Source organism: Frankia umida (assembly GCF_023242945.1).
Classification (GTDB): domain Bacteria; phylum Actinomycetota; class Actinomycetes; order Frankiales; family Frankiaceae; genus Frankia; species Frankia umida.
This window is the reverse complement of sequence record NZ_JALKFT010000011.1, coordinates 161,830-188,571: the sequence shown is the minus strand read 5'-3', so window position 1 is coordinate 188,571 and position 26,742 is coordinate 161,830. Positions and strand designations below refer to the sequence as shown.

22 protein-coding genes are annotated in these 26,742 nt (G+C 71.4%); 9 read left to right on the top strand and 13 right to left on the bottom strand.

Annotated features, from left to right (window positions below; all coding sequences use genetic code 11):
* Positions 1 to 313: 313 nt before the first annotated feature.
* The 5 genes from MXD59_RS13520 to MXD59_RS13505 all read right to left on the bottom strand — a co-directional run bounded on the left by MXD59_RS13520 (position 314) and on the right by MXD59_RS13505 (position 8,665).
* Positions 314 to 6,901 (bottom strand): type I polyketide synthase, encoded by a 6,588-nt coding sequence (locus tag MXD59_RS13520; RefSeq protein WP_248825047.1) that lies wholly within the window; start codon positions 6,899 to 6,901, stop codon positions 314 to 316.
* Between the two features lie 404 nt (positions 6,902 to 7,305).
* The gene (locus MXD59_RS13515) at positions 7,306 to 7,713 is read right to left on the bottom strand and encodes a hypothetical protein (RefSeq protein WP_248825045.1); all 408 of its coding nucleotides are present in this window, start codon (positions 7,711 to 7,713) and stop codon (positions 7,306 to 7,308) included.
* Positions 7,714 to 7,735: 22 nt separating this feature from the next.
* Entirely contained in the window at positions 7,736 to 7,864 is a 129-nt protein-coding gene (locus tag MXD59_RS27330) for a dihydrofolate reductase (protein ID WP_372512059.1), read from the bottom strand.
* Positions 7,861 to 8,007 carry a thymidylate synthase gene (locus MXD59_RS13510; protein WP_248825043.1) on the bottom strand — a complete coding sequence of 49 codons (147 nt, stop codon included), beginning with the start codon at positions 8,005 to 8,007 and terminating at the stop codon, positions 7,861 to 7,863. Before MXD59_RS13510 ends, MXD59_RS27330 begins: the two co-directional genes overlap by 4 nt.
* A gap of 163 nt (positions 8,008 to 8,170) precedes the next feature.
* Positions 8,171 to 8,665 (bottom strand): NUDIX domain-containing protein, encoded by a 495-nt coding sequence (locus MXD59_RS13505; protein WP_248825041.1) that lies wholly within the window; start codon positions 8,663 to 8,665, stop codon positions 8,171 to 8,173.
* Positions 8,666 to 8,911: 246 nt separating this feature from the next.
* Between MXD59_RS13505 and MXD59_RS13500 the strand changes: the two genes are divergently transcribed.
* The 3 genes from MXD59_RS13500 to MXD59_RS13490 all read left to right on the top strand — a co-directional run bounded on the left by MXD59_RS13500 (position 8,912) and on the right by MXD59_RS13490 (position 12,870).
* A complete protein-coding gene (locus tag MXD59_RS13500) occupies positions 8,912 to 11,170 on the top strand; it encodes an anthranilate synthase family protein (protein WP_248825040.1) in 2,259 nt (752 codons plus the stop codon).
* Positions 11,171 to 11,263: 93 nt separating this feature from the next.
* Entirely contained in the window at positions 11,264 to 11,917 is a 654-nt protein-coding gene (locus MXD59_RS13495; RefSeq protein WP_248825038.1) for a GNAT family N-acetyltransferase, read from the top strand.
* Between the two features lie 65 nt (positions 11,918 to 11,982).
* A complete protein-coding gene (locus MXD59_RS13490) occupies positions 11,983 to 12,870 on the top strand; it encodes an NAD(+)/NADH kinase (RefSeq protein ID WP_248814572.1) in 888 nt (295 codons plus the stop codon).
* Positions 12,871 to 12,908: 38 nt separating this feature from the next.
* Here MXD59_RS13490 and MXD59_RS13485 read toward each other — a convergent pair whose 3' ends face one another.
* Entirely contained in the window at positions 12,909 to 13,247 is a 339-nt protein-coding gene (locus MXD59_RS13485) for a hypothetical protein (RefSeq protein ID WP_248814571.1), read from the bottom strand.
* A gap of 133 nt (positions 13,248 to 13,380) precedes the next feature.
* On the bottom strand, positions 13,381 to 14,253 hold the full coding sequence (locus MXD59_RS13480; protein ID WP_248825035.1) for an LLM class F420-dependent oxidoreductase: 873 nt from the start codon (positions 14,251 to 14,253) through the stop codon (positions 13,381 to 13,383).
* A gap of 217 nt (positions 14,254 to 14,470) precedes the next feature.
* Here MXD59_RS13480 and MXD59_RS13475 point away from each other — a divergent pair, with 217 nt between their 5' ends.
* The gene (locus tag MXD59_RS13475) at positions 14,471 to 15,526 is read left to right on the top strand and encodes a PaaI family thioesterase (RefSeq protein WP_248825033.1); all 1,056 of its coding nucleotides are present in this window, start codon (positions 14,471 to 14,473) and stop codon (positions 15,524 to 15,526) included.
* A gap of 97 nt (positions 15,527 to 15,623) precedes the next feature.
* Here the strand turns inward: MXD59_RS13475 and hpnH are convergent, their stop codons facing one another.
* Positions 15,624 to 16,628, bottom strand: a complete 1,005-nt coding sequence (gene hpnH / locus MXD59_RS13470; RefSeq protein WP_248814568.1) for an adenosyl-hopene transferase HpnH — start codon at positions 16,626 to 16,628, stop codon at positions 15,624 to 15,626.
* Positions 16,629 to 17,063: 435 nt separating this feature from the next.
* On the opposite strand from hpnH, the gene MXD59_RS13465 reads away from it, so the two are divergent.
* On the top strand, positions 17,064 to 17,648 hold the full coding sequence (locus MXD59_RS13465; protein WP_248825031.1) for a Maf family protein: 585 nt from the start codon (positions 17,064 to 17,066) through the stop codon (positions 17,646 to 17,648).
* Between the two features lie 263 nt (positions 17,649 to 17,911).
* A complete protein-coding gene (locus MXD59_RS13460; protein WP_248825029.1) occupies positions 17,912 to 19,231 on the top strand; it encodes a WS/DGAT domain-containing protein in 1,320 nt (439 codons plus the stop codon).
* 21 nt (positions 19,232 to 19,252) lie between these two features.
* Here the strand turns inward: MXD59_RS13460 and cysE are convergent, their stop codons facing one another.
* A complete protein-coding gene (cysE, locus tag MXD59_RS13455; protein ID WP_248825027.1) occupies positions 19,253 to 20,347 on the bottom strand; it encodes a serine O-acetyltransferase in 1,095 nt (364 codons plus the stop codon).
* Positions 20,348 to 20,349: 2 nt separating this feature from the next.
* The gene (cysK, locus tag MXD59_RS13450; RefSeq protein WP_248814564.1) at positions 20,350 to 21,282 is read right to left on the bottom strand and encodes a cysteine synthase A; all 933 of its coding nucleotides are present in this window, start codon (positions 21,280 to 21,282) and stop codon (positions 20,350 to 20,352) included.
* Between the two features lie 266 nt (positions 21,283 to 21,548).
* Here cysK and MXD59_RS13445 point away from each other — a divergent pair, with 266 nt between their 5' ends.
* From MXD59_RS13445 to MXD59_RS13435, 3 genes are all read left to right on the top strand, one after another.
* A complete protein-coding gene (locus MXD59_RS13445; RefSeq protein ID WP_248825025.1) occupies positions 21,549 to 21,815 on the top strand; it encodes an XRE family transcriptional regulator in 267 nt (88 codons plus the stop codon).
* 84 nt (positions 21,816 to 21,899) lie between these two features.
* Positions 21,900 to 22,718: an ArsR/SmtB family transcription factor gene (locus MXD59_RS13440; protein WP_248814562.1), complete on the top strand. Its 819-nt coding sequence runs from the start codon at positions 21,900 to 21,902 to the stop codon at positions 22,716 to 22,718.
* A 523-nt stretch (positions 22,719 to 23,241) separates the two neighbouring features.
* Positions 23,242 to 23,949: a class I SAM-dependent methyltransferase gene (locus MXD59_RS13435; protein WP_248814561.1), complete on the top strand. Its 708-nt coding sequence runs from the start codon at positions 23,242 to 23,244 to the stop codon at positions 23,947 to 23,949.
* Positions 23,950 to 24,289: 340 nt separating this feature from the next.
* On the opposite strand, the gene MXD59_RS13430 is transcribed toward MXD59_RS13435, so the two are convergent.
* The 3 genes from MXD59_RS13430 to MXD59_RS26975 all read right to left on the bottom strand — a co-directional run bounded on the left by MXD59_RS13430 (position 24,290) and on the right by MXD59_RS26975 (position 26,740).
* A complete protein-coding gene (locus tag MXD59_RS13430; RefSeq protein WP_248825024.1) occupies positions 24,290 to 24,652 on the bottom strand; it encodes a hypothetical protein in 363 nt (120 codons plus the stop codon).
* A gap of 719 nt (positions 24,653 to 25,371) precedes the next feature.
* Positions 25,372 to 25,764 (bottom strand): hypothetical protein, encoded by a 393-nt coding sequence (locus MXD59_RS13425; protein ID WP_248825059.1) that lies wholly within the window; start codon positions 25,762 to 25,764, stop codon positions 25,372 to 25,374.
* A gap of 145 nt (positions 25,765 to 25,909) precedes the next feature.
* Positions 25,910 to 26,740, bottom strand: coding sequence for a DUF6531 domain-containing protein (locus MXD59_RS26975; protein WP_248825020.1), 831 nt, complete (start codon positions 26,738 to 26,740; stop codon positions 25,910 to 25,912).
* Positions 26,741 to 26,742 lie beyond the last annotated feature (2 nt).

Here is a 26,742-nt window from a genome sequence, read left to right as displayed (position 1 = left end):
ACCGACGAGGGGCTCAAGTCATGCCAGGTCCGGAGGCCGGGAGCCCCGTTGCGGGGCCACCAAGAAGGTAACGGGGGCCGCCGAAAGCCATGGTGGAACCTTCCGCCGCGAGCCTGCATGGACGCCGCGAGCCCCGCACCCGCCGCCCGACCCACGCTCCGGCAGCTGCACGGCCCGACCTTGGCCAGGACCTGACCCCGGCCAGGACATGACGGGGATGGGTGACGATACCCCGCTGCCCCACCGCCGCCGTCACCGCCAGGCAGCCCTCCCCCTGTGAGGCCGTAAACCGAGGGCTGTTTGGGTGCATCCGTCAGGGCGCCGGCGGACCCGTCGCATGCGCTGGCTGTCGTCCCTCGACGCCACTGAGCCAGCGGTGCAGGTCGTGGGCGGTGGCGGCGGAATGCTCGTGCATCATCGACTGGTGGTCGCCGGCCACGTCGAAACTGTCGTGTTCGAGGGTCCACTCGGACGTCCAGGTCTGGCCGATGCCGGTGACGTCCTCGGCGACGGTGGTGGGATGGCCGCCGCGCCGCGGGCGGACGCGGGCCCGCACGAGCATGACCGGTGCGGCGACGGCGCGGGGCCGCCAGTTCTCGAACAGGTCCAGGTAGGCGCCCTGCGCGGTGACCTGCGCTTCGGTCATCAGCGCGTAGGCCTGCTCGTTGACGGCGATGCCGCGCAGCTCCTCCTGGATGTCGTGTTCGGGGATGCGGTCGGTGGGCAGCCAGGTGTCGAGCAGCACGACGGCCGCCGGGGGCATCCCGCGATCCTGGAGGACGGACGCGATCGCGTGCGCGAGCCAGCCACCGGAGGAGTAGCCGGCCAGCACGATCGGACGCCCCGCGAACGCCCGCGTGATCGTGTCGACGTGCCGGGCGATGACGAGGTCGGCGGTCGCCGGCAGCGGTTCACCGTCACCGAAGCCGGGATGCGCCAGCGCGTGGACGTCGCGGCGTCCGTGCAGGTGCAGGGCGAGGCGAGCGAAGGTGTGCGGCCCGGACGGCGCCACCATGGACGGCAGGCAGACCAGCGCGAACGGTGCCGGCCCCGACGCCAGCCGCACCGGCCGTCCCGGCGCTCCGAACCCCTCCACGGACGTGCACACCGCGCGCAGCTTCGCCGCCGCCCGCAGCACCCCCACTCCCGCCGCGAACTTCCCCTCCGCGCACGCCTGCCGGTACACCCCCCGCACCCCCACCGCCTCGCCGCCCGCCACCGGGTGGGCCAACGCCGGACGAGCGAGCCCCGAAGGCACGGCGGCCGAAGGCACGGTGACCGGACGCACGGTGACCGGACGCACGGTGACCGGGGCGGCGGCGGCAAGGCCGGCGAGATGGGCGGCGAGTTCGGTGACGGTGGGATGTTCGAACACGGCCTGGGTTCCGAACCCAAGCCCGGTCGCGGCGACCAGCCTGCGTCGCAGCTCCACCGAGGCCAGCGAGTCGAAGCCGAGCTCGAGGAAGCGACGCGAGAGCTCCACCTCCTGCGCCGACTCGTGCCCCAGGACGTCCGCCGCCTGCGCGCGCACCAGCTCCACCAGCTCGACCAGCCCCCACCGGGACGGCTCCCCCGCGACCGACGCGGCCCCCGGGTGTTCCGCGGAACCGTCCGACGCGGTCACCCCGTCCCCCGGATGCCGCGCGGAACCGCCCGAGGTGCGCGCCGCGATCCCGAGGTGTTCCGCGGAACCGCCCGCCCCCGGCGCCGCGGACGGGTCGGGGTGCGACAGCGCGGTGAAGAAACGGTTGTCGCGGGCCGCGGTGATCGACGGGAGGAAGCGGTCCCAGTCGACGTCGACGATGGTCCGGGTACGTGCCCCGGCGACGACCGGATCGCTGGGATGCCCCGCGCCAAGGGACGCGGCACCGAGGGAGCCGGCACCGAGCGACCCGGCACCGAGCGACCCGGCACCGAGCGACGCGGCGAGGATGGCTGCGGCCTGGGCAGGGTCTAGGGGACGCAGGCCTCGACGGGTCAGGAACTCGCGTAGGGCGGGTGTGGCGGCCAGACCGTCGCCGTCCCAGGGGCCGTAGGCGAGCGCGGTGATCCGGCAGCGGCCGGTGTCGGCGCGTCCGGCCAGGGCGTCCAGGTAGGCGTTGGCCGCGCTGTAGGCGGCCTGGTTGCCGCTGCCCCACACCGCCGCGATCGACGACACCAACGCGATCTCGGCGATGCTGTCACCGTCCGGTGTCGCGAGCAGCCGGACGAGGGCGCTCGCACCCGCGACCTTCCCGGCGACGACCTCCGCGACCTCGCCGAGGGTGAGCTCAAGCAGGGGACGGAACGCTCCGACGACACCAGCGGCGTGCACGACCGCGGTCACCGGTTCACCGGCGTCCACCTGCCGGCGCAGCAGAGCCGCCAGCGCCGACTCGTCGCCGACGTCACAGGCCTGCGCGCTGGCCCGGGCACCGAGCGCGTCAAGCTCGCGGAGCAGCTCCCCCGCACCCGGACTCGCCGGCCCCCGCCGACTCGCCAGCACCAGCCGTCGCACCCCGCCGCGGGCGAGCGCCCGGGCGACGTGCGCACCGACGGCCCCCGTCCCGCCGGTGATCAGGACGCAGCCGGCGCGCCGCCCGACCCGCTCGAACCTCGCGGCAGGCCCACCCGCACGCCCCGTCTCCGCCCCCGGCGCGGACCCCGACGCGGGTTCCAACGCGGGTTCCAACCCGGACCCCGACCCGGACTCCGCGAGCCCGTCCGCCGGCATCGGCACCCGCACCAACCGTGGGACGCGCAGCCCCGTCGACCGCGCGGCGAACTGGAACTCGCCGCCAGCCGCATCGCCCACGGTGAGCGCGACACCGAGCCACAGCAGCGACTGGTCATCGATCCCACGCCCGCCAGCCCCGCCGTCCCCGCCGAGCAGACCAGGCAGACCAGGCAGACCAGGCAGGTCGATCAGGCCGCCCCAGGTGTGGGGACGTTCCAGGGCCAGGGTGCGGCCGAGGCCCCAGGCCATGGCCTGGTCGGGCTGGGTCACGGGGTGGTCGTCGTCGGCGGCCACGGCACCCGTGGTGATCATCCAGAGCGGGGCGTCGATGGACGCGTCGGCCAGTGCCTGCGGGCAGACGACGGACAGGGCGAGGCCGCGGGTCAGTCCCGGATGGTCCGGATGGGGGGTGTCGTCCAGCGCGAGCAGGGAGAGGACGGCGCCGATCGGCGTCGGGTGACCAGCCCGAACAGCGGCGAGCCGGGCCGTGATCTCAGCACGGTCGGCATGTTCGAGCTGGATGATCTCGCTGCCGCCGAGACGCTCGAGGACCCAGCCGAGCCGGGCGACCAACGTCCGGTCCGCACCTCGCGGTGGGACGAGCACCAGCCATCGCCCGCCCGGATCATCGCCACCGACCTGACCGCGCTGGCCGACCCGGCCGCTCTGACTGGACGGGCCGCTCTGACTGGACGGGCCGCTCCGGCTGGACGGGCTGATCCCGGCGAACGCCGTGAGCACGGCGGTGACGTCCGCATCGGCGAGTGGCTGCCAGACGGTGCGGTAGTGCCATCCCGTCGACGACGGACGCGTGGATGACCCAGGCGGGGTGGATGGTCCAGGCGGTGTGGATGACTCGAAGGGAACGGTGGCGGGGGTGTCCAGCCAGTGGCGGCGGCGTTGGAAGGGGTAGGTGGGCAGGTCGACGAGGTGGCCGGGGCGGTCGGGGACGGCGTGCCAGTCGACGTCGATGCCGTGGGTGTCCAGAGCCGCGGCCGCGCCGAGCACCATCTCGGGCTCCGGGCGTCGCGCCCGCGCCGTCGCGACCGCCAACGGCGTACGCCGTCCAGCGGCGGCACCGGCACCGGCACCCGTGTCGTCGTCTTCGAGGGTGGCGGGGACGAGGGGGGTGAGGATGGCGTCGGGACCGAGCTCGAGGAAGCTGTCGGCGCCTTCCGCCGCGAGGCGGCGCAGCGCCTCGGCGAAGTACACCGTGCCGCGGGCCTGGCGGGGCCAGTAGTCGGGTTCGAGCATCCAGCGCGGGGACAGTTCGCCGGTGAGCGTCGAGACGATCGGGATGATCGGCTCGTGGTAGGTGAGGGTGGCGGCGACGGCGCGGAAGTCGTCCAGCATGCCGTCCAGGTGCGGGGAGTGGAAGGCGTGGCTGGTGGTGAGCCGGCGCGTCGCGACGCCACGGGCGGTGAAGGTGGCGGCGACGTGTGCGGTGGCGTCGGTGTCGCCGGCGATCACGACGGCGGACGGCCCGTTGACGGCGGCGAGGGTGACCCGTCCGCCGGTGCCGGCCAGTGCGGCGGTCACCTCGTCGACGGTCGCGCGGATGGCGATCATCGCGCCGCCGGCCGGGCAGGCCTGCATGAGTCGGCCGCGGGCGGCGACCAGACGGACGGCGTCGTCGAGGGTCCAGATGCCGGCGACGTGCGCGGCGACGAGTTCGCCGATGGAGTGGCCGGCCAGCAGCGCCGGACGCGGCCCCCACGAGGTGACCAGCTGGAACAGCGCGGTCTCATGGGCGAACAGGGCCGGCTGGGTGTATTCGGTGCGGTCCAGCAGGGCGGCCAGGTAGGTGCCCGCCGGGGCGAACATCACGTCGAGCAGTGGACGTCCCAGCTGGGCGTCGAAGCGGGCGGCGATCTCGTCCAGTGCGGCGGCGAACACCGGAAACGCCTGGTAGAGCTCGCGGCCGAGCTCAGGGCGCTGGCTGCCCTGGCCGGTGAACAGCATCGCGAGGCGCCCCCGCGCACCGGGCGCACAGGTACCCCGCACGACGCCGGGCGCGCCGCGCCCCTCGGCCAGCCCCTCCAGCGCCACCGCCACCCGGCTGGCAGCCGACACCTGGCCGGCGGCCGACACCGCGGCAGGCACGGGTGAGAGGGTGGCTGTCCGCACCGAGGTCGGGGTGGACAGGTCGGTGAGCACGACGGCTCGGTGTTCGAAGCGGGGCCGTCCGGCGAGGGTATGGGCGACGTCCGACAGATCCAGGTGTGGATGGGTGCGCAGGTGCGCGGCGAGGCGCGCGGCGCCCGAGCGCAGCGCCGCGTCGGTCCGTCCGGACAGCACCAGCGCCACCGGCCGCGCGCCGGCCGCGGGAACAGCCGGGGGGACGCGGATGGGCTCGGGCTCGGGTGGGGCTTCCTCGATGATGAGGTGGGCGTTGGTGCCGGAGATGCCGAACGCCGAGATACCGGCGCGGCGGGGGCGTCCACCGGGGTGGTGCGGCCAGGGCAGCGGGTCGGTGAGCAGCGCGACCGCACCTGCGGACCAGTCGACGTGCGGGGAGGGGGCGCGCACGTGCAGGGTCCGCGGGAGGGTCTCGTGCCGCAGCGCCTGCACCATCTTGATGGTGCCGCAGACACCGGCGGCGGCCTGGCTGTGGCCGATGTTGGACTTCAGCGACCCCAGGCGCAGCGGACGGTCGAGCGGGCGGTCCTGACCGTAGGTGGCCAGCAGCGCGGACGCCTCGATCGGATCACCGAGAGCGGTACCGGTGCCGTGGGCCTCGACGGCGTCGACGTCGGCGGCGCGCAGTCCGGCGTTGGCGAGCGCCGCGCGGATGAGGCGCTGCTGGGACAGCCCGTTCGGCGCGGTCATCCCGTTGCTGGCACCGTCGGAGTTCACCGCGCTGCCCCGGATGACGGCCAGCACCCGGTGGCCGTGACGCCGGGCGACGGAGAGCCGTTCGAGCGCCAGGACACCGGCGCCGTCCGCCCAGCCGGTGCCGTCGGCGTCGACGGAGAAGGCCTTGCACCGTCCGTCCGGGGCGAGGCCGCGCTTGCGGCTGAACTCCACCAGGATGCCGGGCGTCGACATGACGGTGACCCCGCCGGCCAGCGCCAGTTCGCATTCCCCCGCCCGCAGTGACTGGGCGGCCAGATGCACCGCGACCAGCGAGGCGGAACACTGCGTGTCCACGGCCAGGGTGGGGCCTTCCAGGCCGAAGGTGTAGGCGACCCGTCCGGCGATGACCCCGGGTGCGGTCCCGGTGAGCAGCTGTCCCTGGGCGGCGGCCGGCGCCACATGCCAGGACGGTCCGTAGTCGGCCAGGGAGGTGCCGGTGAACACCCCCGTGCGGCTTCCGCGCAGCGAACGCGGGTCGATCCCGGCGTGCTCGAGCGCCTCCCAGGACGTCTCCAGCATGAGCCGCTGCTGCGGGTCGATGGCCGCCGCCTCCCGCGGCCCGATGCCGAAGAAGGTCGCGTCGAACCGGTCGATGCCCGCCAGGAACCCACCCCGCCGGGTGTAGGCGGTGCCCGCCCGACTCGCATTCGGACTCGGGTCGTAGAGGGCGTCGAGGTCCCAGCCCCGGTCGTCCGGCAGGTCACCGATCGCGTCCAGGCCGGCGCCGACCAGCTCCCACAGCGCCTGCGGCGAGTCGACGCCCCCCGCCAACCGGATGCCCATGCCGACGATCACCACCGGATCGTCCGCCACCGCAGCCGGCCTGCCCACCGGGTCGGACGCGGTGCCCGGGCCGGCTGACGTGGCGGTGTCGCGCGGCTCCCCGAGCAGCGTGCGACGCAGATGGCCGGCGAGGGCGTCCGGTGTGGGCAGATCGAACAACATGGTCGCCGGCAGGACGAGCCCGGTCTCCTCCCCGAGCACCGCACGCAGCCGCTCGGCGATCCCGCGGTACACCCCCAGCGCCCGCCATGACGCCTGCGCGTCCAAGCCGGCAGCGGCGGTGTTGGGAGCGGCGCTGGGTGCGGCCGCGGAGCTGGGCGTGGCGGCAGGGCTGGGCGTGGCGGCAGGGCTGGGCATGGCGGCAGGGCTGGGCGTGGCGGCAGGGCTGGGCATGGCGGTGGCATCGTGGATGGCGGTGCGGATGGCCGCCAGGAGCAGGTCGTGCTGGGCTGGCGCCGACCGTCCGGCCAGGCGGGCCCGCCACCGCGCACGCGAGGTGGCCGCGCCGTCTCGAGGGGAGCCCGGGACCTGGCACGACTGGGGCATGCGGAGACTCCCACCTGATCGGAACGCGGCGACGGCGGCAGCACATGGCGAACTCGCTGGCCCGAACATCTGGGCAAATACTGTCTTAGCAGCCAAAAAGGGCAGGCCATTCCGCCTGACCGGGCCACCGCCTACAGCGCCCCACCCCTGGCCTGGACGCCTCGCGGCAACGCACATCCGCGCAGGTCAAGCCACTCGCCATGGGCGCCGGTCACCGCACCGCCTGCCGCGCGTCAGGGCTACCCGGCAGGTGCCATCGCGGCCCCGGCCACGCCGCGGTCAGCCGGAAGGATGCCCCCCCGCGAGGGACGGGGCGGCGGGTGGCGGCCCGCAGCCGCTTCCGCAGCCGTTCGTCTGGGCCAGGACCGCCGGCGAGCTTTTCGATCTCCAGTCGGGGGTTGGAGTCAGAGCGGCGGCAGGAACTCCACGACACCCCCCGCGATCCCATGATGGCAGAGCGAACATTTACGGACAAAAGTGTGAGTCCGGAGTCGCGCGGCACGGTCTTTGCCAAGGATCGGGTTGGCGCCGTCGACGACCGCGGCCCGCAGTTGCGCGTCGCAGAACAGGCAGGTGTAGTTCGTTGGCTCGGCCAGCACCGCACCCTCAAAGTCCGCCGCGCACACACTGCCGTCCGCGACCCGCGCGTCCAGGTCTGCGGGCAGCGTTCCCTCGTTCCAGTGCACCAGGTAGTAGACCGGCGCACGCACGAAGAACCGAGCTGTGACACGCCGCACGTTCTCCCGGGAGGCCCAGTACGGATCCTCCCAGTGAAAGTAGTTGCGCACCTCGCCGACACTCTCGAACGGCACACCTGCAGGCCAGAAGTCGACTTCATAGTCGGCTACCTCGGCTTTTATTGCGACCAGCTCTCCACTCCAGGTCCTCGGGCAGATACCAGGGCAGCGTGCCATCACGGCCGATGACGCCGTTCACCGACTGCGCCAAGACAAGCCCGATCACACTGCCACCGGCGCGGCGATGGCAGGATGCGGATCGTAGCCGTCGAGCGCGAAATGATCGTAGGTGCAGTCGAACAGGCTGGCCGCCGAGGCCAGCCGCAGCCTCGGGAACGGCCGCGCCTCGCGGGCAAGCTGACGACACACCTGGTCGACACATACTCCGCCACCTGCCGACGCGGCTCCGCCCGGCCGAACCGGCCACCGATCCGCTCGCACCAACCGTCCAGCTCAGCTGCCCATGACTCCACCACCACAGCCCAGATCCATCCATCCATCCATCACGGTCAACACAAGTGCCGTTGCAGTACTAGCCGGGTGGGAGGCCGTCCGCCAGGAAGAGGGAGCTGCCGGCGCGCAGGGCGGCGAGGCAGGCGTGCAGGCGGCGGGCGATATGCGGCTGGGCGAAGTCGGACAGGTTCTCCTCGGGGACGAGGGTCCAGTCGGCGAGTTCGTCGGCGGGCAGGCGGATGCGGGCGGCGGCGTCGTCGGTGAGCAGGCCGCCGTCGAAGACCAGGGCGAGGCCCTCGGTGCGCAGCGGCGAGGGCGGCACCCAGTCCACCGCGAGCAGTCGGCCGGGGACACGGTCCAGGGCCAGCTCCTCGCCGACCTCCCGGCGGGCCGCGGCGTACGGCGACTCGTCCTGCTCGACGACTCCGCCGGGCAGGTCCCAGCCTGGCCGGTAGGTCGGTTTCACCAGCAGGACGCGGCTGTGACCGTCGACCAGCAGACACGCCGCGTTCATCCGCTTGCGGGGCAACCCGCGCTGCCATGCGAGCTGGGCGGCGGCGTCCGGGGTCGTCATATCCCTTAGAGTAGAAGCATGTTCGCGCGCAGAGGTCTGTGGCGGGCCGTCATCCTGGCGGCCGTCTCCACGCGCGCGTAGCCCGCATCCGAGCACGCGGCCGCCCCTCCGGCGGTCGCTGTTGTCTCCTGCGGCGGGCATCTCCCTCGGGTCACTCTTCTCGACCTGGGACGAGCTCGCGAACGGGCACCGGACGACCCCGGTCCACGGCGTCGCGTCCCGTCCCACTCGACGAGGTCGTCACCGATGAACCCACACCACCCCGCACTGCCGCCGGCCAGGATGTTGCCGGCCGAACTGCTGCCGGCCGAACTGCTGCCGGCCGAGCCGCCGTCGACCGAACCACCGCCGGCCGAGGTGTTGCGCCGGCTGGTCGCCGCGTGCGCCGCCGGTGAGGATCCCGGGCCGTTCGCGCTGCTGCGGCGCGCGGGGACCGGCGCCGACGCCGACCGTGGTGAGCTGGAACTGGAGCTGCTGCGCGGCGAGCTGATCACCGTCGCGCGCATCGCCGATCTGCCGCTGCCGCCGGGCGGCACCGGGCCGCGTGTCCTCGCGATCGTGCCGTTTCGCCAGCTCACCGAGGTCGGTCTGCCCTGCGTCGACGACGGCAGCCCGTTGGAGGCGCTGCGCGTCACCGAGCACCTGCGCGTTCCCCTCGGCGACGCCCTCGCCGTCCTGCCCACCGATGGGCCCTCGGTCCACGGCGGCGGATTCGACCTCGACGACGACCAGTACGCCGAGCAGGTCCGCGCGGTCGTGCGGGACGAGATCGGCCACGGTGAGGGCTCCAACTTCGTCCTGCACCGGACGTACACCGCCACCCTCGACGGCCCACCGCCGCACGCCGCCCTCGCCGCACTGCACCATCTGCTGCACACCGAACCCGGTGCCTACTGGACGTTCCTCATCCACACCGGCCGGCGCACCCTCGTCGGCGCGACACCGGAACGCCACGTCAGCGCCGTCGACGGCCAGGTGACCATGAACCCGATCTGCGGCACCCACCGACTACCGTCCGACCCGCCTGGTTCGTTCGACCTGTCCGACCCGTCCGACCCGTCCGGGGCGGCGCGTGCGGGGCTGATGCGGTTCCTCAACGACGCGAAGGAGATCGACGAGCTGTCCATGGTCCTGGACGAGGAACTGAAGATGATGGCGGCGCTCACCGACGACGGCGCACGCGTCGTCGGACCGCACCTGAAACGCATGTCCCGGCTCGTGCACACCGAGTACCTCCTGACCGGCCACAGCGACGCCGACGTCCGCGACATCCTGCGCGCGACGATGTTCGCCCCGACCGTCACCGGCAGCCCCCTGCACAACGCCCTGCGCGTCCTCGCCCGCCACGAACGCCGCGGCCGCCGCTACTACGGTGGCGTCGCCGCCCTGCTGGGCTTCGACACCACCGGACGCCAGACCCTCGACGCCCCCATCCTGATCCGCACCGCCGAGCTCACCCCCGACGGCCAGCTCCGCCTCCCCGTCGGCGCCACCCTCGTCCGCCACTCCACCCCGTCGGGCGAAACCGCCGAAACCCACACCAAGGCCGCCGCCATCCTCGCCGCCTTCGGCCTGCGCCCCGCCCCCACCCAGCCGACCCGGCCGACCCCTCGCACCGAGGACCCGGTCATCGCCGCCGTCCTCGCCAGCCGCAACACCGACCTCGCCACCTTCTGGTTCCACCGCTCACCCCGACGGCCCCTCCCACCCCAGGCCATCCCACCCGGTTGCGCGGAACACCCGTCCCACCCCGGTTCCGCGGAACACTCGTCCCAGACCGGTTCCGCGGAACCGTTGTTGGCGGGACGGTCGGTGTTGGTCGTCGATGCCGAGGACGCGTTCGCCGTGATGCTCGCCCACCAGTTGCGCTCGCTTGGGCTGAGGGTCACCGTCCGCCCCTGGTCGCAGGTGACGCCGCCGACGGACGACCGCACCGCCCCGGCGCCCGAGGTGGACGCGATGCCCGAGATGGACGCGGTGGATCTGCTGGTTCTCGGGCCGGGGCCGGGTGATCCACTGGCGTATCGCGGCGGTGATCCGAAGATGGTCGCGTTGCGTCGGCTCGCCGAGTACCGGCTCGCGCTGGGACGGCCGCTGCTCGGCGTCTGCCTCGGCCATCAGCTGCTCGCGGACGTCCTCGGCCTGCCGCTGCGTCGACGTCCCGACCCGCACCAGGGCCTGGGACGCACCATCGACCTGTTCGGCCGCCCGCGCCGCGTTGGCTACTACTCCACGTTCGCGGCGGTGGCCAGCACCAGGGGCGACTCGTCCGAAGGCGACCCGTCCGAAGGCGGTTCGTCCGAAGGGGAGCTGTTTCGGAGCGGGTTCGGGCCCGTGCGGCTGGCGCGGGATCGGGGTGACGGGACGGTGCATGCCCTGCGGGGGCCGTCGTTCGTGGGGATGCAGTTCCATCCCGAGTCGGTGCTCAGCCGGGACGGTCTGGACATCCTGCGTACCGAACTGAGCACCCTGTTCGCGGCCGCACCGATCGTCCCGGTCGGATAATTCAAGCGACACCGGACAGCACCGCACGAAGCAGGACGCACGACGCGTGACGTGTGACGCGTGACGGCACCGGATCAGACAGGACGGAGGGCCATGGGATCGGTGGTCAGGATCAGGGCGGCGCGGCTGTCGGACGCCGCGGGTATCCAGGCGGTGTACGGGCCGTTCGTGACCGGCAGCCCGGCGACGTTCGAGGAGGAGATCCCGACCGTCGAGGCCATGCGCGCCCGCATGACCGCCGTCCCCCGCCTGCCCTGGCTCGTCGCCGAGGCCACGCCCACCCTCCCGTCGGACGGCGCACCGGACGGCGTACCGGACGGCGTACCGGACGGCGGGCGGGCCGGTGTGGTGATCGCGGGGTACGCCTGTGCCGCGCCGCATGGGCAGCGGGCGGCCTACCGGTGGTCGGTGAACGCGTCGGTGTACCTGGCGGCCGCGTTTCACCGGCGGGGGCTCGGGCGGCGGTTGTACGCACGGTTGTTCGCCGAACTGCGTGCCCTTGGCTATCTGAACGTCTACGCCGGGATCACGCTGCCGAATCCGGCAAGCGTCGGGCTGCACACGGCGGCCGGGTTCACCCCGGTCGCCGTGTATCCCGGGATCGGCCACAAGCTCGGCGCCTGGCGTGACCTCGGCTGGTACCACCTGCCCCTGATCACACCACTACCCGCCGTCCCCGCCGAGCCGCGCCCCTGGGATCCCGACGCGGCCCCGGTCCCGGGTGTCACGTCCGCCGCGCAGGAATAGCCTGCTGGGACGACCGGTGGCCGGTGGGAAGGGCAGTGGCAGTCGCAGCGGGGACGGGGACGGTTGTGCGCACGGTCGGGGTGGTGCTGCATCCACGGCGGGATTCGACGCTGGCGGTCGAGCAGATCCTGAGCTGGGCGTCGTCGCGTGGGGTGACCGTCCTCGGGGTCGCCGGGGAGATCGAGCGGCTGCGCTGTGCGGCGGTGGCCGTCGAGTCGGCGCAGCTCGCCGAGCGCAGTGACCTGCTCGTCAGCCTCGGCGGGGACGGGACGATGCTGCGCGCCATGCGTCTGGCCGAGGCCGGCCGGGCCCCCGTCCTCGGTGTGAACCTGGGGCGGCTCGGTTTCCTCGCCGAAGTGGACGTCCCCGAACTGTCCGCCGCGCTCACCGCGATCGACCGCCACGAGTACACCGTCGAGCCGCGCCTCGCCGTCGACGCCCACATCGCCACCATGACCGCGACCGCCTTCAACGACATCGCCGTCGTGCGCGTCCCCGGCTACGGTGGCAGCGCCGCCGTCCAACTGCGTGTGGACGGACGGCCCTTCGTCCGTTACGCCGCCGACGCCGTGGTGGTGTCCACACCGACCGGTTCCACCGCCTACAGCTTCTCCGCCGGCGGCCCGATCGTCAGCCCGTCGGTGGAGGCCCTGCTGGTCACCCCGGTCGCACCGCACTCGGCGTTCAACCGGGGCATCGTCCTGTCGGTGCACGACCGCCTGGCGCTGGACGTCCTGTCCGGCAGCGCCCGCCTGGCCGTCGAGGTGGACGGCACCGTCGTCGGCCACCTCACCGCCGGTGCCACCATGACCGTCCACCCGCGCCCCGGCGCCGTCGAGGTCGTCCGGCTCGGCCACACCACCTTCTACGAACGCGCCGCCCGCAAGCTACGCCTCGCCGGCTCCGCCGAGGTGGACGGCGCGAGCCCCGGCCCACGCTCCCACCCCGACTGACCCGTTCAGGCCATCCGGCCCGTCAGCGGTCCGGCCCGTCAGCGGTCGGGGCCGGCGGACCATTGGCGGTCCTCCTCGTCCCACTGCTCGTTGCGGTTGTCCAGGCGCTGACGCCAGTTGGTCGCCTGCTCGGCGCTGTCGTACGGTCCGAGCCGGCGATGCCCCGGCGCGTCCGGCGGATTCTCCGGCCGGCCATGATCCATGCACCACCACCAGCCCGTCGGATTCCACGCCTCGCTGCCCACCGCCCCCGTGCCACCGGCGACCCCCGCCGCGCCCTTGCCACCACCGCTGGCACCGCCGCCACCGCTGGCACCGTCGTTCGCCGCGCGGGCCCGTCCCCGCCCCGACACCGCTCGTTTCAGGCTCGACCACATACCCTGATCACTACCCCTCATCCCACCGGCGCGCACTCCCCCGAACGGACCCGCTTCCCCGCCCGCACGTCCGCGGCCCGGTGGCCCGGATCACCGGATGCCCGAAGGCGTCATCCGGTGATCCCGAGGATGATCAGAAGGTGGCGGCGACGGGGATGAGGCGTTCGGCGAGCAGGTCCAGCGGGCGGATGGCATCGACACCCGGGACCCAGCCGTGGCAGTGGGTGATGCCAAGGGCGGCCAGGGCGCGTAGCCGGTCGAGGAGGTCGTCGATGTGCCTGCCGTCGGGCCCGGGGTCCAGCGGCATCATGACGGTCTTCTCGATCTCGGCGTAGTCGCGGCCGACGTCCGCGCAGTGCGCGCGCAGGACGTCGAGCTTGTGGGCGACGTCAGGGCCGCCGAAGAGGTTGCAGGCCTGGGCGTAACGGGCGACCAGACGCAGGGTCCTGCGTTCGCCACCGCCGCCGATGAGGATCGGCGGGTGCGGGCGGCGCAGCGGGCGCGGGACCCCGAGGGTGCGCTCGAGCTGGTAGTGCCTGCCCTGGTACGGGGCGTCCGAGTCGCTCCAGGTCTGCAGGCAGATCTCGAGGGCCTCCTCGAGGCGTTCGAAGCGTTCGGCGGTGGGCGGGAAGTCCAGGCCGAGACCGCGGGCCTCCTGCTCGAACCAGGCCGCGCCGATGCCGAGGTAGGCCCGTCCCTCGGACAGGACGTCGAGCGTGGTGACCATTTTGGCGAGCAGTCCCGGCTCGCGGTAGACGACGGCGGTCACCCAGGCGAGCAGCTCGATGCGGGACGTGCGGGCAGCGAGGTAACCGAGCGTGGTGTAGGCCTCGAGCATGTCGTTCTCGGGCGGACCGACTCCGGTGATCTGCCAGACGTGGTCCATCACGCTCAGTTTGGTGAAGCCGGCATCCTCGGCGGCGGTCGCCACCCGGGTGAGGTCCTTCGCGAGCGTCGACGGCCCGCCGGACCAGGTGAAGTCGGCGATGTGCAGGCCGATGTCCATGCCTGTCCTCCCGGAGTGAAACTGCCCGAACGAATCTGGAGGTGCCTCCGGATATTCACCCTATCCCCGGTCACCCCCGCCGTTCGGGTACCGCCGCATGCCGGACCCCCGAGGATGCGCCGCCACCCCGGACGTACCGATCCGTAGGACAACGGACGAGTCGGTCAGGCCGCACGGCCTACCGGGCAGGCAGGATGGCGATGACGCGAGCCGCAGCATGAGCAGATCCTCGGCGACCCGCACCACCCCGGCCGCGCGCACCACCCCGGCCGCTCGCACCACGCCCGCACCGAGAACACCGCCGCTGGCGGTGCCATCGTGGTGGGGGGACGGACGTGGGCAGGACGGACGCGGGGAGGACGCGCGCAGCCGGTTCCGGGTGGATCCCCGGCCGCGTTCCCCCAGCGCGCTCGGGGTGCGGCTGGTCGCGCAGCTCGGGCCGTGGCTGGTCGGCCCGGGTGGCGAGCCGACGGCGGGTGCGCTCGGCGTGCTCGTCGACGATGCGCTGGGCAGGCTCGTCCAGCTGGCGTCCCCGCCGGAGGTACCGGGCGCGCCGCAGGCCGCGGGCGCGTACGGCGTGCCGAGCGCGCGGGCGGTGCTGACCGAACTGTCGCTGGAGATCGTCACCCGACCGCCCTGGTCAGGCCCGCACCTGGTGGCCGACGCCCGCCTGCGCGGCCGGGACGAACGGGGCGCGGTGGCGGTCTGCGAGGTCCGCGACAGCGCCGGACGACTCGCCGCCCTCGCCACCGGACGTTTCCGCTGGGCCTACCGGACGCCCGGCGACACCCCCACCCCCAGCACCGCCACCACCGCCGCCGGAACCGTAACCAGCACCGGAACCGGCAGCGCCACCAACACCGGGACCGGCACGCACGGTGAGAGGAGGTCGGCCCCGCACGGGAGCCTGTTGGAGGCCCTGGGACTCGCCGCGGCGGGGCCGACCCGACACGGCGAGCTTGGCCGGCTCATCCTGCCCGGACATTCGGTGTTCGGCACCCCTGCCCGGACGGTGCACGGTGGTGTGCTGCTGTGCCTGTCCGACCTGGTGACCGACGCTCTCGCCGGCCCGGACGGCCCCGAACGCACCACCGGCATCCGGATCACGCACCTGCGACCCGCGCAGGCGTCGCAGCCGGTGACGGCCACGGCTGAGGCGATCCACCGTGACCGGGTGTCGACGCTGTACCGGGTGTCGACGGCAGGACCGTCCGACCGCCCGCACACCCTGGCCACCATCACCCGTGAACCCGCCCGCCCCCGCGGGCTCTAGCTCACCTGGCGTGGATCCCCGATGATCCTTCCGTGGTCGCTCAGCCCGGCTCCACACCGCGCCCAGCGACCACGGATCACACCCTGACCGTGCGGGTCTACGCGGGGATCGCGGCGCGGATCGTCTCGCGCAGCGAACCGAGGGTGGCGGCCAGGGCCGTCGGCTCATGCCCGCAGTGGGCCATGCAGTTGGCGCACCGCGGGTCCTTGCCGCGGCCGTACCGGTCCCAGTCGGTGGTCTCGACGAGTTCCCTGTACGTCTTCGCGTACCCGTCGCTCATCAGGTAACAGGGCCGCTGCCAGCCGTACAGCGAGTAGGACGGGATTCCCCACGCGGTGCACCCGAAATCCACCTTGCCCTCGAGGAAGTCGAGGTAGAGCGGCGAGTGGTTGAGGCGCCACTTCTTGCGGCGACCTTCCGCGAAGGCCTTCCGGAAAAGCTCCTTCGTCTCCTCGACACCGAGGAAGTTGTCCTGGTCCGGCGCCTTCTCGTAGGCGTAGGCCGGGGAGAGCATCATCCCGTCGACGTTGATCTCGTTGTTGAGGAAGTCGAGCACCTCGATGACGTTCTGCGGGGAGTCGGTGTTGAAGAACGTCGAGTTCGTGGTGACCCGGAAACCGCGCCGCTGGGCATCCTTGATGTTGTCGATGACCTGGGCGAACACGCCCTTGCGGGCGACGATCTCGTCGTGGCGGTCCTCGAGCCCGTCGATGTGCACCGCCAGCGACAGGTACGGTGACGGCGTCAGCTTGTCGATCTTACGCGGCAGCAGCAGCGCGTTCGTGCACAGGTAGACGAACTTCTTGCGCTTGACCAGGCCCTCGACGATCTGCTCGACCTGCGGGTGCATGAGCGGTTCGCCGCCGGCGAGGCACACCACGGGCGCTCCGCACTCGTCGGCCGCGGCCAGCGCCTGTTCGACCGGCATGCGCTGCTTGAGCACGTCCGCCGGGTGCTGGATCTTCCCGCAGCCCTCACAGGACAGGTTGCAGGCGAACAGCGGTTCCAGTTCGAGCGTGATCGGGAACTTCTCGCGGCGCAGGATCTTCTGCTTCGCCAGATAGGCGCCGACCCGAATCGCCTGACGCGGTGGAATAGCCATTGTCACCCTCCTGGTGATGATGTGGATTCGCCGGGTGGGTGGGATGGTGCCCTGGTGCCGCCAGTGTAAGTACGGCGATGGCCGAATCCAGACTCCCGGGCCGGTGAGAGATACTTAACCGGCACCCGCCTGTTTTCCTGGCACAGATACGTTCCCCGGCGTCATTCACGCAGGTCGCGCGGCCTCATCGTCGACATTCACGATCGACGCGCGCCCGGCGGCACCGGCCTGGCGGCCAAAGCCCGCGCCTGGCGTTCTCCCGGCTCTCCCGCACGCCTTCCCCCGCGGGTGGAGAGGGGAGTTCGCAGCTCGTCGAGGGCCTGCCGGCCCACCCGCACCGCGACGACCGCCCCGTTACCACCCCGACCATCGGCCCCGCGGCCGACCCGACGAACGGCCCCGCACAATGGCCCGATCGGGATAGCCTCCGGTGGCATGACCGCCGACGCACGGCTCGTGCTCGCCTCCGCGTCACCGCGGCGCCGGGAGCTTCTGGCCCGGCTCGGCGTGCCCTTCGAGGTGGTCGTCAGTGGCGTGGACGAGTCGTCCACCGTCGCCACCGACGCGCCCGGTCTCACCGCCGAACTGGCCGAACGCAAGGCCCGCGCCGTCGCCGCGCTACGCCCCGACCGGATCATCCTCGGCAGCGACACCGTCATCGACCTGGACGGCCGCGTCCTCGGCAAGCCCGAGTCCCCCGACCACGCCCTAGCCATGCTGCGTGACCTACGCGGACGTACCCACCGCGTGGTCACCGCCGTCTTCGTCCTGGACCCGGCGACCGACACGTCCCACGCCGGGGTCGCCACCACCATGGTCACCATGCGTGACGTCAGCGACGCCGAACTCACCGCCTACATCGCCACCGGCGAGCCGATGGACGCCGCCGGCGCCTACACCATCCAGGGCGGCGCCGCCGCGTTCGTCATCGGTGTCGAGGGCGACCTCGACACCGTCATCGGTCTCCCGACCGCCCTCGTACGCACCCTGCTCGCCGCCACCACCGATCACCGTCACTGAGCCCCGGGGCACCCGGGGCGCGCTGCCGGACCGGGCCAGGCCGGGTCTGCGTACAGCGATCAACGAAGAAGACCGGTCATTGATTTCGACCACCCCGGAACGACGATATTTCCGACTGAATACGGTCGGACCGGACACCGCCGAACGTGAGCGCTAATGGCCCGGTCGGGCTATGTCGAACGTGTTGCATCCAAGGCATGGGTCACGAGCACAAAGCTAGCGTCTCGTACCGCTGGAAGGTCATCTCCCGCCGAGGAGCGCACATGTCCATCAAGACCATGAAACGGAATTCCCCAACCAGCCACGAGGAGCCTGAATCCCGGCGTCTTTCCCCGTACGACCAGGCTTTTCTCGGGTTTCAACAGGGCGCGCCGAGCGTCGCCCTGGACAAGGGGACCCTGCTGTTCGTCGACGGACGCCCACCGAGCGACCAGGAATGGCGGGCCCACGTGGCCGGGCAGATGGCCCGCCAGCCGGCGCTGCGGGAGCGGCTCGCGACGAACCGGCGCGGGGAACCGGTGTGGTCAACAATTCCGATGAACGACGCAGACATCGACTACCACGCCGCGGTCTGGCCTGAGCCGACCGGGTCGGACCCGCGGAGATCCGGGCCACAGGTGATTGACGAGATCGCGGCCTCCACCCGTCTTGATCTGAGCCGACCACCGTGGAGGGTCTTCCTCGTTCGCCGGGGCGGTGGGAACGCCGACGGTTTTATGATCCATTACCGTTGCAGCCACATCCAGCAGGACGGTGCGGCCATGCACAGTGCACTGTGGATGCTGTTCGGCGAGGATTCGGAACCGGTGTCGATCGGCCGGCTACGGGCCCGTCCGCAGGTGCGACCGCGTGATCTGCTCGCCGAGGCCAACCGGGCCCGGCACAACCCGCTGGGGCGCAACGACCTGACGATCTGGGGCGGTCGCCCCACGGGGCCGAACCGGCATCATCTGGCCGGGACCACCCTGACGACCCTGCGTCGGGCAGGCCGGCGCCACGGCGTGACCATCAACGACATCTTTCTCACCGCACTCGCCGGCGCCGTCCGCGCCTGGGCACCGCGGGACTGGGATCTCGCCGCCCATCCACTCCTGCACACCGCGATGCCGCTCAGCGTCCGGCCGCCCGACCAGGCGCGGACCCTGAGCAACTACTCGTCAGTCGTCTGGGTGCCGCTGCCCGTCGGTGAACCGGATCGTCACCTGCGCCTGCAGCATGTCTCGAACCACACCCGCGTACTCAGGGACACCGAGCCGGCGCTGCTCGAGCGGACCGTCGTCGCCCGACTGCCGGCGTCGCTGGTCCGCCAGATCGCGACGACCTCCACGCGTCTCGGCGATCCGAAAAAGGCGAAATACCCGATCTCGGTCAGCAATCCGCGTGGTATGTCCGGCCCGCTCGCCGTCTGCGGGCGACGGATCACCGGGCTGGCCCATTTCCCGCTGCGCGGCCAGGGGCCGCTGAGCGTCGTCCTTGGCGGACTGGACGAGCAGGTGAGCGTCGCTTTCACCGTGGCGGAGAGTGTCTCCAACGCGGACCTGCTACCGGGTCTGTTCCTGCACGAGCTGCATCACCTCACCTGAGCCGTCAGCCCGCCACCGCCGTCAGATCGCGAAGTCCTCACCCTGCCAGACGCCGCCCTTCGGGGGGCGGATCGTCACCCGGGGCGGGTTGCCGCCCGAGCCGGAGCGGCCTCGACCGCCTGAGCCCCCGACCCCCGCGGCCCGGCCGATGCCGGGAGCCCCACCCGTGCGCGCCGGGCGAGCCGCACCGCCGTCCCCACTTCCGGTTGTGCCGGTGGCGCCGGAACTGGCGTCGCCGTCGGCCCCGGCGGTGGTGGCGGTGGCGGTGGCGGCCTGGAGGGCGGCGGTCGCCTCGAGCCGGTCGACGCGGGTGAGCAGGGACTGCAGGCTCAGACCGAGCGGGTCGGGCAGGGAGTCGTCGTGGTGGGCGGGCTGCGGACGGCTGCGGGTGATGATCTGGCCGGGCACGCCGACGACGACCGCACCGGGCGGCACCTTGCGCACGACGACGGCGTTCGCGCCGATGCGGCTGTCCGCGCCGACGGTGAACGGGCCGAGCACCTTGGCGCCGGCGCCGATGACGACCCGGTCTCCGATCGTCGGATGGCGTTTGGTGGGCTCGAGGCTGGTGCCACCGAGGGTGACGCCGTGGTAGATCGTCACATCGTTGCCGACCTCGGCCGTCTCGCCGATGACGACGCCGGTGGCATGGTCGATGAACACGCCGTCGCCGACCTGGGCGCCCGGGTGGATCTCGGCGCCGGTGAGCGCCCGGGCGACGGTGGCACCGACGCGGGCGGGCAGCGGCAGGCCGTGCGTCCACAGCCAGTGGTTGACCCGGTAGGCCCACAGCGCGTGGACGCCCGGGTAGCACAGGGCCACTTCGAGGCTGGAGCGGGCGGCCGGGTCACGGTCACGGGCGGCGCGCAGGTCGCGGCGCAGCTGCCCGAGCCCGGCACGGCCCAGCCCGCCCAGCCGAGCGGCCGTCAGGCGGGGTCCCGTCGAGCCGGACGTGGCCGCTCGGTCCGTCGCCGCCGCCGGACGAGCACCGGCACCAGCGCCCGAAGCGGAGCCGGACCCCGAGCCGACACCGGATGCGGACACGGATCCGGAGCCGGCTGGCCGGGACCGGGTCGGCAGGGGTGGGGAGAGCCTGCGCGGAGCGGGCCTGGACATGATCAGTCCTCGAGGCCGGCGAACAGCGGGGTGGACAGGTACCGCTCCCCGAAGTCGGGCAGCACGACGACGACCAGTTTCCCGGCGTTCTCCGGCCGGCCCGCGACCTTCAGCGCCGCCACCGCCGCGGCACCCGAGGAGATGCCGACGAGCAGCCCCTCCTCGCGGGCGAGCCGGCGGGCGAGCACCATCGCGTCCTCGGCCTCGACCTGGATGATCTCGTCCACGATGGCGGTGTCGAGGACCTTGGGGACGAAGCCGGCGCCGATGCCCTGGATGGGATGCGGCCCCTTCGCACCACCGGAGAGCACCGGGGACGCGGCCGGCTCCACGGCGACGAACCGCGCGGACGGCCGGCGCTGTTTGATGACCTCGGCGACACCGGTGATCGTCCCACCGGTGCCGACGCCGGCGACGAGGATGTCGATCTGCCCATCGGTGTCGCGCCAGATCTCCTCGGCGGTGGTCACCCGGTGGATCGCCGCGTTCGCCGGGTTCTCGAACTGCTGCGGCATGAAGTAGCGGGAGTCGCTCCTGGCGAGCTCCTCCGCCTTGGCGATCGCGCCGCCCATTCCCTCCGGGCCGGGGGTGAGCACGAGCTGCGCGCCGTAGGCCCGCAGCAGCATCCGGCGTTCGACGCTCATCGTCTCCGGCATCGTCAGCACACACTGGTAACCGCGGGCCGCGCACACCATCGCCAGCGCGATCCCGGTGTTGCCGCTGGTCGGCTCGACGATGACGGTGCCCGGCCCGATCGCGCCGGCCGCCTCGGCTGCGTCGATGAGCGCGAGACCGAGCCGGTCCTTCACACTGTGCGCGGGGTTGAACGACTCGAGCTTGGCGACGACCTGCGCCCCCGCACCCTCGGTGACCCGGCGCAGCCGCACCAGCGGGGTGTTCCCCACCAGGTGCGTGATGTCCTCGGCGATCCTCATCGACGTCCCTACTCCTCGCACCCGTGCCCGCCCGTGTTCACGGGGCGCGCCCGGACTCGTCGGCGTCCTCGTCCATCGGCAAGGGTATGCCGCGGGTCCGACCGGACCGCCCCCTGTGGGCCACCCGGCACCGCCTCCCGACACCCACCCAGGCCCATCCAAAGATCACGCTCGATGCCGTTCCAGATCCCGGGTCAGCGTGCAGCAGCGCATGCTGACGAAAGAATCAGCGACTATCCGAAAGACCCGAAGGAGCAGGAGGGGTCATGACCGCACCGTCGAACTGGCGTGACGTCAAAGCCCGCGCCCGCGCGGCCGATCCCGCATGGGACAGCGCCGCGCGGACAGCCCGCCGCGCCGAGATGCGGGGGCGGATGCTCGCTTCCGTCAGTGGCGCGCAGCTGGCCGAGATCCGTGGACAGCTCGGCCTCACCCAGGCCAGCATCAGTCAGATCGAGAACGGCACCGCCACCGGGCTGGAAGTACTGCGCACCCACATCACCGGCCTCAGCGGCCACCCCTTCCATCCTTGACATGCAGCCGATGGGCTACATAATCTTAACAGGCAGCTAGTCGGCTGCATGAGGGTGACAGCGGAGCTCCGATCCGGGCGGGAGGTGAGCGCACTGGACGCGACGCTCGATGACGTGTTCCGAGCGCTGGCAGATCCCAGCCGCCGCCTTCTCCTGGACAGCCTGAACGCCCACGGCGGGCAGACCCTCGGCGAGCTGTGCGCCCAGCTGGACATGGCCCGCCAGTCCGTCAGCAAGCACCTGGCCGTGCTGGAGAACTCCCAGCTGGTCACGACCGTGCGCCAGGGCCGACAGAAGCTGCACTACCTCAACGCCGAGCCGATCAACCGGATCGCGGAACGGTGGATCGACCGGTACAGCCGCGAGCGCATGGAGGCGCTCGCGGATCTCAGACGCGTTCTGGAGGAACCGATGTCCCGTCCCGAGTTCGTGTACACGACTTACATCAGGACCACGCCGGAGCGGCTGTGGGAGGCACTGACCAATCCCGTCTTCGCCCGCCGTTATCTCGGCATGGGTCTCGTGACCGACTGGAAGATCGGTTCGCCCTATGTCTGGGACGAGGATCGGCTACGCATCGAAAGCCCGGAGCAGGTCGTCCTCGACTACGACCCGTACCGGCGTCTGGCCTTCACCTTCCACACGTTCACGCCCGAGGTGCAGCAGCACACTGGCCTGGACGACGCGACCTTCGCCGCCGCCGCGGCGGAACCACGCTCCAGGGTCGCCTTCGAGCTGGAACCCCACGAGGACCAGGTCCGCCTCACCGTCATCCACGACGGCTTCGACCCCGACAGCGCGGTGTTGCGCATGGTCACGAACGGCTGGCCGCTGAAGCTGTCGGATCTCAAGTCCAGCCTGGAAAGCCCCGCCGCATCCGCGGTGGCGGCCGGCCGGAAGTAGCCGGCGGGCACATCTCGTTGGCAACAAAGGCGTCCTTCTGGCCACGTCGGTCCGCTGTCGCCCCTGCCTCGCGCTCTCGCCCGATCCGTCCGTACGGGTGCGCGGCGTCGCCGGGCTGATCATACCGATGGCCGATGCGGCGCGGACGACGGAATGCCGAGCGTGTCCACGGCGAGCCGCGTCGTCCGGCCAGACGCGTTGATCTCGCCGATCGGACTGTGATGGCCGGGTCATAGCTGTACCGCGCCTGTGGCTGCTCGCTGTCGGGCAGAGCCCATCCGTCAGCCGCCCACCGGGATCGTGCCACCACCGCCAGCCGACGCCATCCGCACCACGCCAACCCTGAACCGCACCGCTGCTGGTTCGGATGACGCTGGTGGTCCGGCCGGACCCCCCTGTGGGCCACCCGGCACCGTCCCCCCCCCGCCGCAAACCCACGCACAGCTCACCTCGAGGCCCATGTCAGATCCCGGGCCAGGAGTGCGGTACCGCCTGTAGCGGAGCCGCTGGCGATCACGAGGCCATGCAGCGGGCGTTCGACTCGGCGCGCACCCACATCAGCTACACGTCGAACTGGCTGGTGGACTACGAGTTCGACCTCGACCGGGTGGACTCCCGCCTCAAGGCCGCGGAGGCCGCGCGGGTGCGCGCCGTCCTCACCGCTGCGGGCCGCTGGGGGGAGGTGGGCCGCTACCTGGATGTCGGCACCTGCACCGGCCGCTACCTCCTGCTCATGCGGGACGCGGTGCGCCCCGACGGCGAGCTCGTGGGCATTGACGAGGATCTCGACTGTGTCCGGTTCACCGAGGCCGCCCTGGACCGACACTGCCCACAGGAGACCCGGATCAGGGTCGAATGCTCGGATTTCCTCACCGTGCCGACGGACACCGGCCCGTTCGACACCATCACCTGCATGCTCGGCACCCTGTCCCACTTCGGCTGGAACCGTGCTCTTGACCACGATGACGCGTTGCAGGACGCGCTCGTCCTCATGCGCTCGCTACTGGCGGACGACGGCCTGCTGATCCTCGGGACCTGGTCGCAGCTCGCTCGCGACCGGCACGCGATGTTGGCGATCTACCAGGATTCCGACCGGCACCAGCTGGCCCGTTGGACGCCGCCGATCGAGGAGCTGCACACCCGGCTGCGGGAGGCGGGCCTCGAGGTCGTCCGGTTCGAGCGTCCGGAGGCCCGGCTCGACCTCACCGTCGCCCGGCCGGTAACGGCCTGATGACGAGGGCGCTCTCGACTGTTGGGACGTGGTGCCCGGCGCCCACCACACCGCCTGGCTCGATCGGTCCACCTGTCACGCCCGCCAGACCATCGCCGTGGTCTCCGACGGCTGTCTGCGGTCGCGCGGTCACCGACCAGCCGATCCCCGGGCTGCTGGGGCAGATCGCTCCGATCAACCTGGCCGATCTGAGCCCCGCGCCGGACGGGAGGCGCCGCCAGGGCTCGTGGCATGCTCGCGGTGTAGCCGGTGGGAACGCCTCGTTCGTCCCTACCAACCCGACGATCACCACCGCGAAGCGGCATCCGACCCGGCCGCTGCCAGCAGGCCGCTCTTCACCCTATCCGTCGAACTCGATCAGGTCTTCGACTGCCTGCCTGAACCAGGCGTAGAAGTCCTTGAACTCTCCGCGCCGATGCCGACCCGGGCTTGCATAGTCATGCACTATGACAATGTTCCTTCCGGCCAGATCCCAGCAGGCAACATCGTCATTGTCCTCCCTTTTCGCAAAAGGCACAAAACTGTCATCGGGATAACGCTCGGCGAGTCCGCGGTATATATTGAAGAGAATGGCGCCGTCCATGATCCACCATGGCTCGAGATCAGTCAGCCCGAGCTCTATGACTCGCAAGTAATCCTCGGGGTAGGAAAAACCCTCCGGGAGCTCCGCCATCGGTATCAGTGCCACCATTTCAGCTTCCACCCTGGCCAATTATCGGAGAACCCGAGGGATACCTGTTCCGGTAGCCCTTTCTCTGCCGCCCTATGCGGTGCACTACCGCATCTCCCAGTTCTCGGGAATCCTACCGCCTCGGGCTGCGAACCGGACAGCCAGGTTCTCCGACACGGGATCTACATGAGGATTCACATTGGCCACCCCTGGGCACCTGTCATCTTGACCGCGAGTACTCGCGTGCTACCAAAGGTGAGCTGGCCGACGTTCAGGTCGCCGGGTACCGAACATCAGGATACTCGATCTTGTTCATAAGCTAGCTGTAACGCATAAAAATCACCTCCGCTTTCACAAGAACATCACACACGGCAGGCCGCTGGCCCTCAGGAAGGAGAGTGAAGCGAATCCTTTCAACGTCATTAACCAGATCATGAAGAGTTTGCTCGTCCGCCTTGACCACATTTTCAAGTAAATTGGCCAGGCTGGAGAAGATTCAGATTACTCACTTCGTCATCACTGCCACCACTTGACCCTCCGGACTCAGAACGACTTCCAGGTTTTCTGCACGATGGATGATATCGCCACCCACACCCCGCCACACAACACTTCCCAGCCCCCGAAGTCGCGACGCACCTTGACGGGCTCTTCCCAGGGGAGGCCGCGCCTGGCGCACTCGGCCTGCGCAAGCTCCGCGGCACCATTTTTGCTAATATTTCCCTTCGACAGGCAAAGAAATCGTGCAAGTCGCCTCATCGCACACCTTCGTAAATTCCATATCCGGCGGCGCCGGTCGCCGCGCCAACTCCCGCCAGCTCTGCGGCCAGCCCGGGTATCCCCACATACCCACCGGCGATCGGGAACCTGAGGCCCTGCCACAGACTTCCCGTTCCGTATGCCTCGGCCGCAACCTCCTCTACATACCGGTAGCTCCTTGATTTTTCATACAAGGCCAGAGTGATTTTGTTCAGTGGCGCTGGCGGCGTCAGAATCGAATAAACAGTCTCGCGCCGGAGAGTTTCCATGAACACCCAACCGGTCAGGCCGCGCCGAATAAAGATGTTGCCGTTCCCGTCGGTCTCGCCCAGCTTCCCATAAGGCAGGTCCCTGAAGGTGAAGTTACGCGCCCTGGCTGCCCCGCCCACGTCCTTTGCGATGGTGGCTTCGGTGCCGCGGGGTGTTGACTCCTGCCGTGGTGGTGGCCGCCGAGGGGGTCGGTCCAGGCGGCGAGCTGGCCGCGGGCGTCGTACTCCCAGGTCGTCTCACGGCCTGCGGGGGTGACCAGGGCGGTCAACCGGCCGGCGTCGTCGCGGCGGTAGAGAGTGCGTGCCCCGGACGGGCTGCTGGTCCACACCCAGCGACCGGCCCAGTCATAGCCGTAGGTCTCACGGCGGGCCATCGGGGTAGTGACGGCGGCGAGGCACCCGCCGGGCGTCCACTCGAAGATGCGCTGCCCGCCGAGGGGGGCTGGCCCGCCTCGTCGTACCACCAGGTCTCCCCCGGCCCCCGGGTGAAACGAAAACCAGCGCCGTCGGCGTGCAGAGTCGCGCCCAGCAGCGGCAGCTGGGTCGGCCGATCCACCCCGGGCGCGCCGGGCCGGTCGTGCGCACGGGAGTTGTACGTCCGCCGCCACCCGGCCGGCCCCACCCGACCAGGCAACGGAAGGTCAATCTCCTGCTCGACGAGGTTGCCGGTCGCTGTGCACACAGGATCAGCCGCGAAACCGCTGTCCGGCGTGCGGGCCAGCAGCTCCGGGGCGTCGACAGTCAGGGAAGCCGTCGGCAGTGAGCCGATGCCGGCTACCGCGAGGCCGGCGGCGATCCGGCTGTCGTCGACCGTGACCGTTCCAGCAGCCGTACCCGCTGAGCCCCGGTCGGCGGCGACGAACGCGTCCTTCACCGTCCCGACGAAACGATCCCGCTCCTCAGCATCAGCCAGATGTGTATCGAGCTTCGCCCACAGATCCGGATGCGAAAGGCTGTACTGCGCCCCGAACCGAGCAACCACCTCGTGGTAATAAGCCCGCACACCGGCCGCCGCCGTCGACAGCGTCGTGCGGGCCGCGGTGGCATCCGTGACATAGATGCCCAGGTCATCGGGGTCGGCGGAGCTGGTGGCCACGA

What these genes read in the sequence shown, in the direction of transcription:
- MXD59_RS13520 (WP_248825047.1), bottom strand. Translation starts at nt 6,901, where the DNA reads ATGCCCCAGTCGTGCCAGGTCCCGGGCTCCCCTCGAGACGGCGCGGCC.
- MXD59_RS13505 (WP_248825041.1), bottom strand. Translation starts at nt 8,665, where the DNA reads ATGACGACCCCGGACGCCGCCGCCCAGCTCGCATGGCAGCGCGGGTTG.
- MXD59_RS13500 (WP_248825040.1), top strand. Translation starts at nt 8,912, where the DNA reads ATGAACCCACACCACCCCGCACTGCCGCCGGCCAGGATGTTGCCGGCC.
- MXD59_RS13495 (WP_248825038.1), top strand. Translation starts at nt 11,264, where the DNA reads ATGGGATCGGTGGTCAGGATCAGGGCGGCGCGGCTGTCGGACGCCGCG.
- MXD59_RS13485 (WP_248814571.1), bottom strand. Translation starts at nt 13,247, where the DNA reads ATGTGGTCGAGCCTGAAACGAGCGGTGTCGGGGCGGGGACGGGCCCGC.
- MXD59_RS13480 (WP_248825035.1), bottom strand. Translation starts at nt 14,253, where the DNA reads ATGGACATCGGCCTGCACATCGCCGACTTCACCTGGTCCGGCGGGCCG.
- MXD59_RS13475 (WP_248825033.1), top strand. Translation starts at nt 14,471, where the DNA reads ATGAGCAGATCCTCGGCGACCCGCACCACCCCGGCCGCGCGCACCACC.
- hpnH (WP_248814568.1), bottom strand. Translation starts at nt 16,628, where the DNA reads ATGGCTATTCCACCGCGTCAGGCGATTCGGGTCGGCGCCTATCTGGCG.
- MXD59_RS13465 (WP_248825031.1), top strand. Translation starts at nt 17,064, where the DNA reads ATGACCGCCGACGCACGGCTCGTGCTCGCCTCCGCGTCACCGCGGCGC.
- MXD59_RS13460 (WP_248825029.1), top strand. Translation starts at nt 17,912, where the DNA reads ATGTCCATCAAGACCATGAAACGGAATTCCCCAACCAGCCACGAGGAG.
- cysE (WP_248825027.1), bottom strand. Translation starts at nt 20,347, where the DNA reads ATGTCCAGGCCCGCTCCGCGCAGGCTCTCCCCACCCCTGCCGACCCGG.
- cysK (WP_248814564.1), bottom strand. Translation starts at nt 21,282, where the DNA reads ATGAGGATCGCCGAGGACATCACGCACCTGGTGGGGAACACCCCGCTG.
- MXD59_RS13445 (WP_248825025.1), top strand. Translation starts at nt 21,549, where the DNA reads ATGACCGCACCGTCGAACTGGCGTGACGTCAAAGCCCGCGCCCGCGCG.
- MXD59_RS13435 (WP_248814561.1), top strand. Translation starts at nt 23,242, where the DNA reads ATGCAGCGGGCGTTCGACTCGGCGCGCACCCACATCAGCTACACGTCG.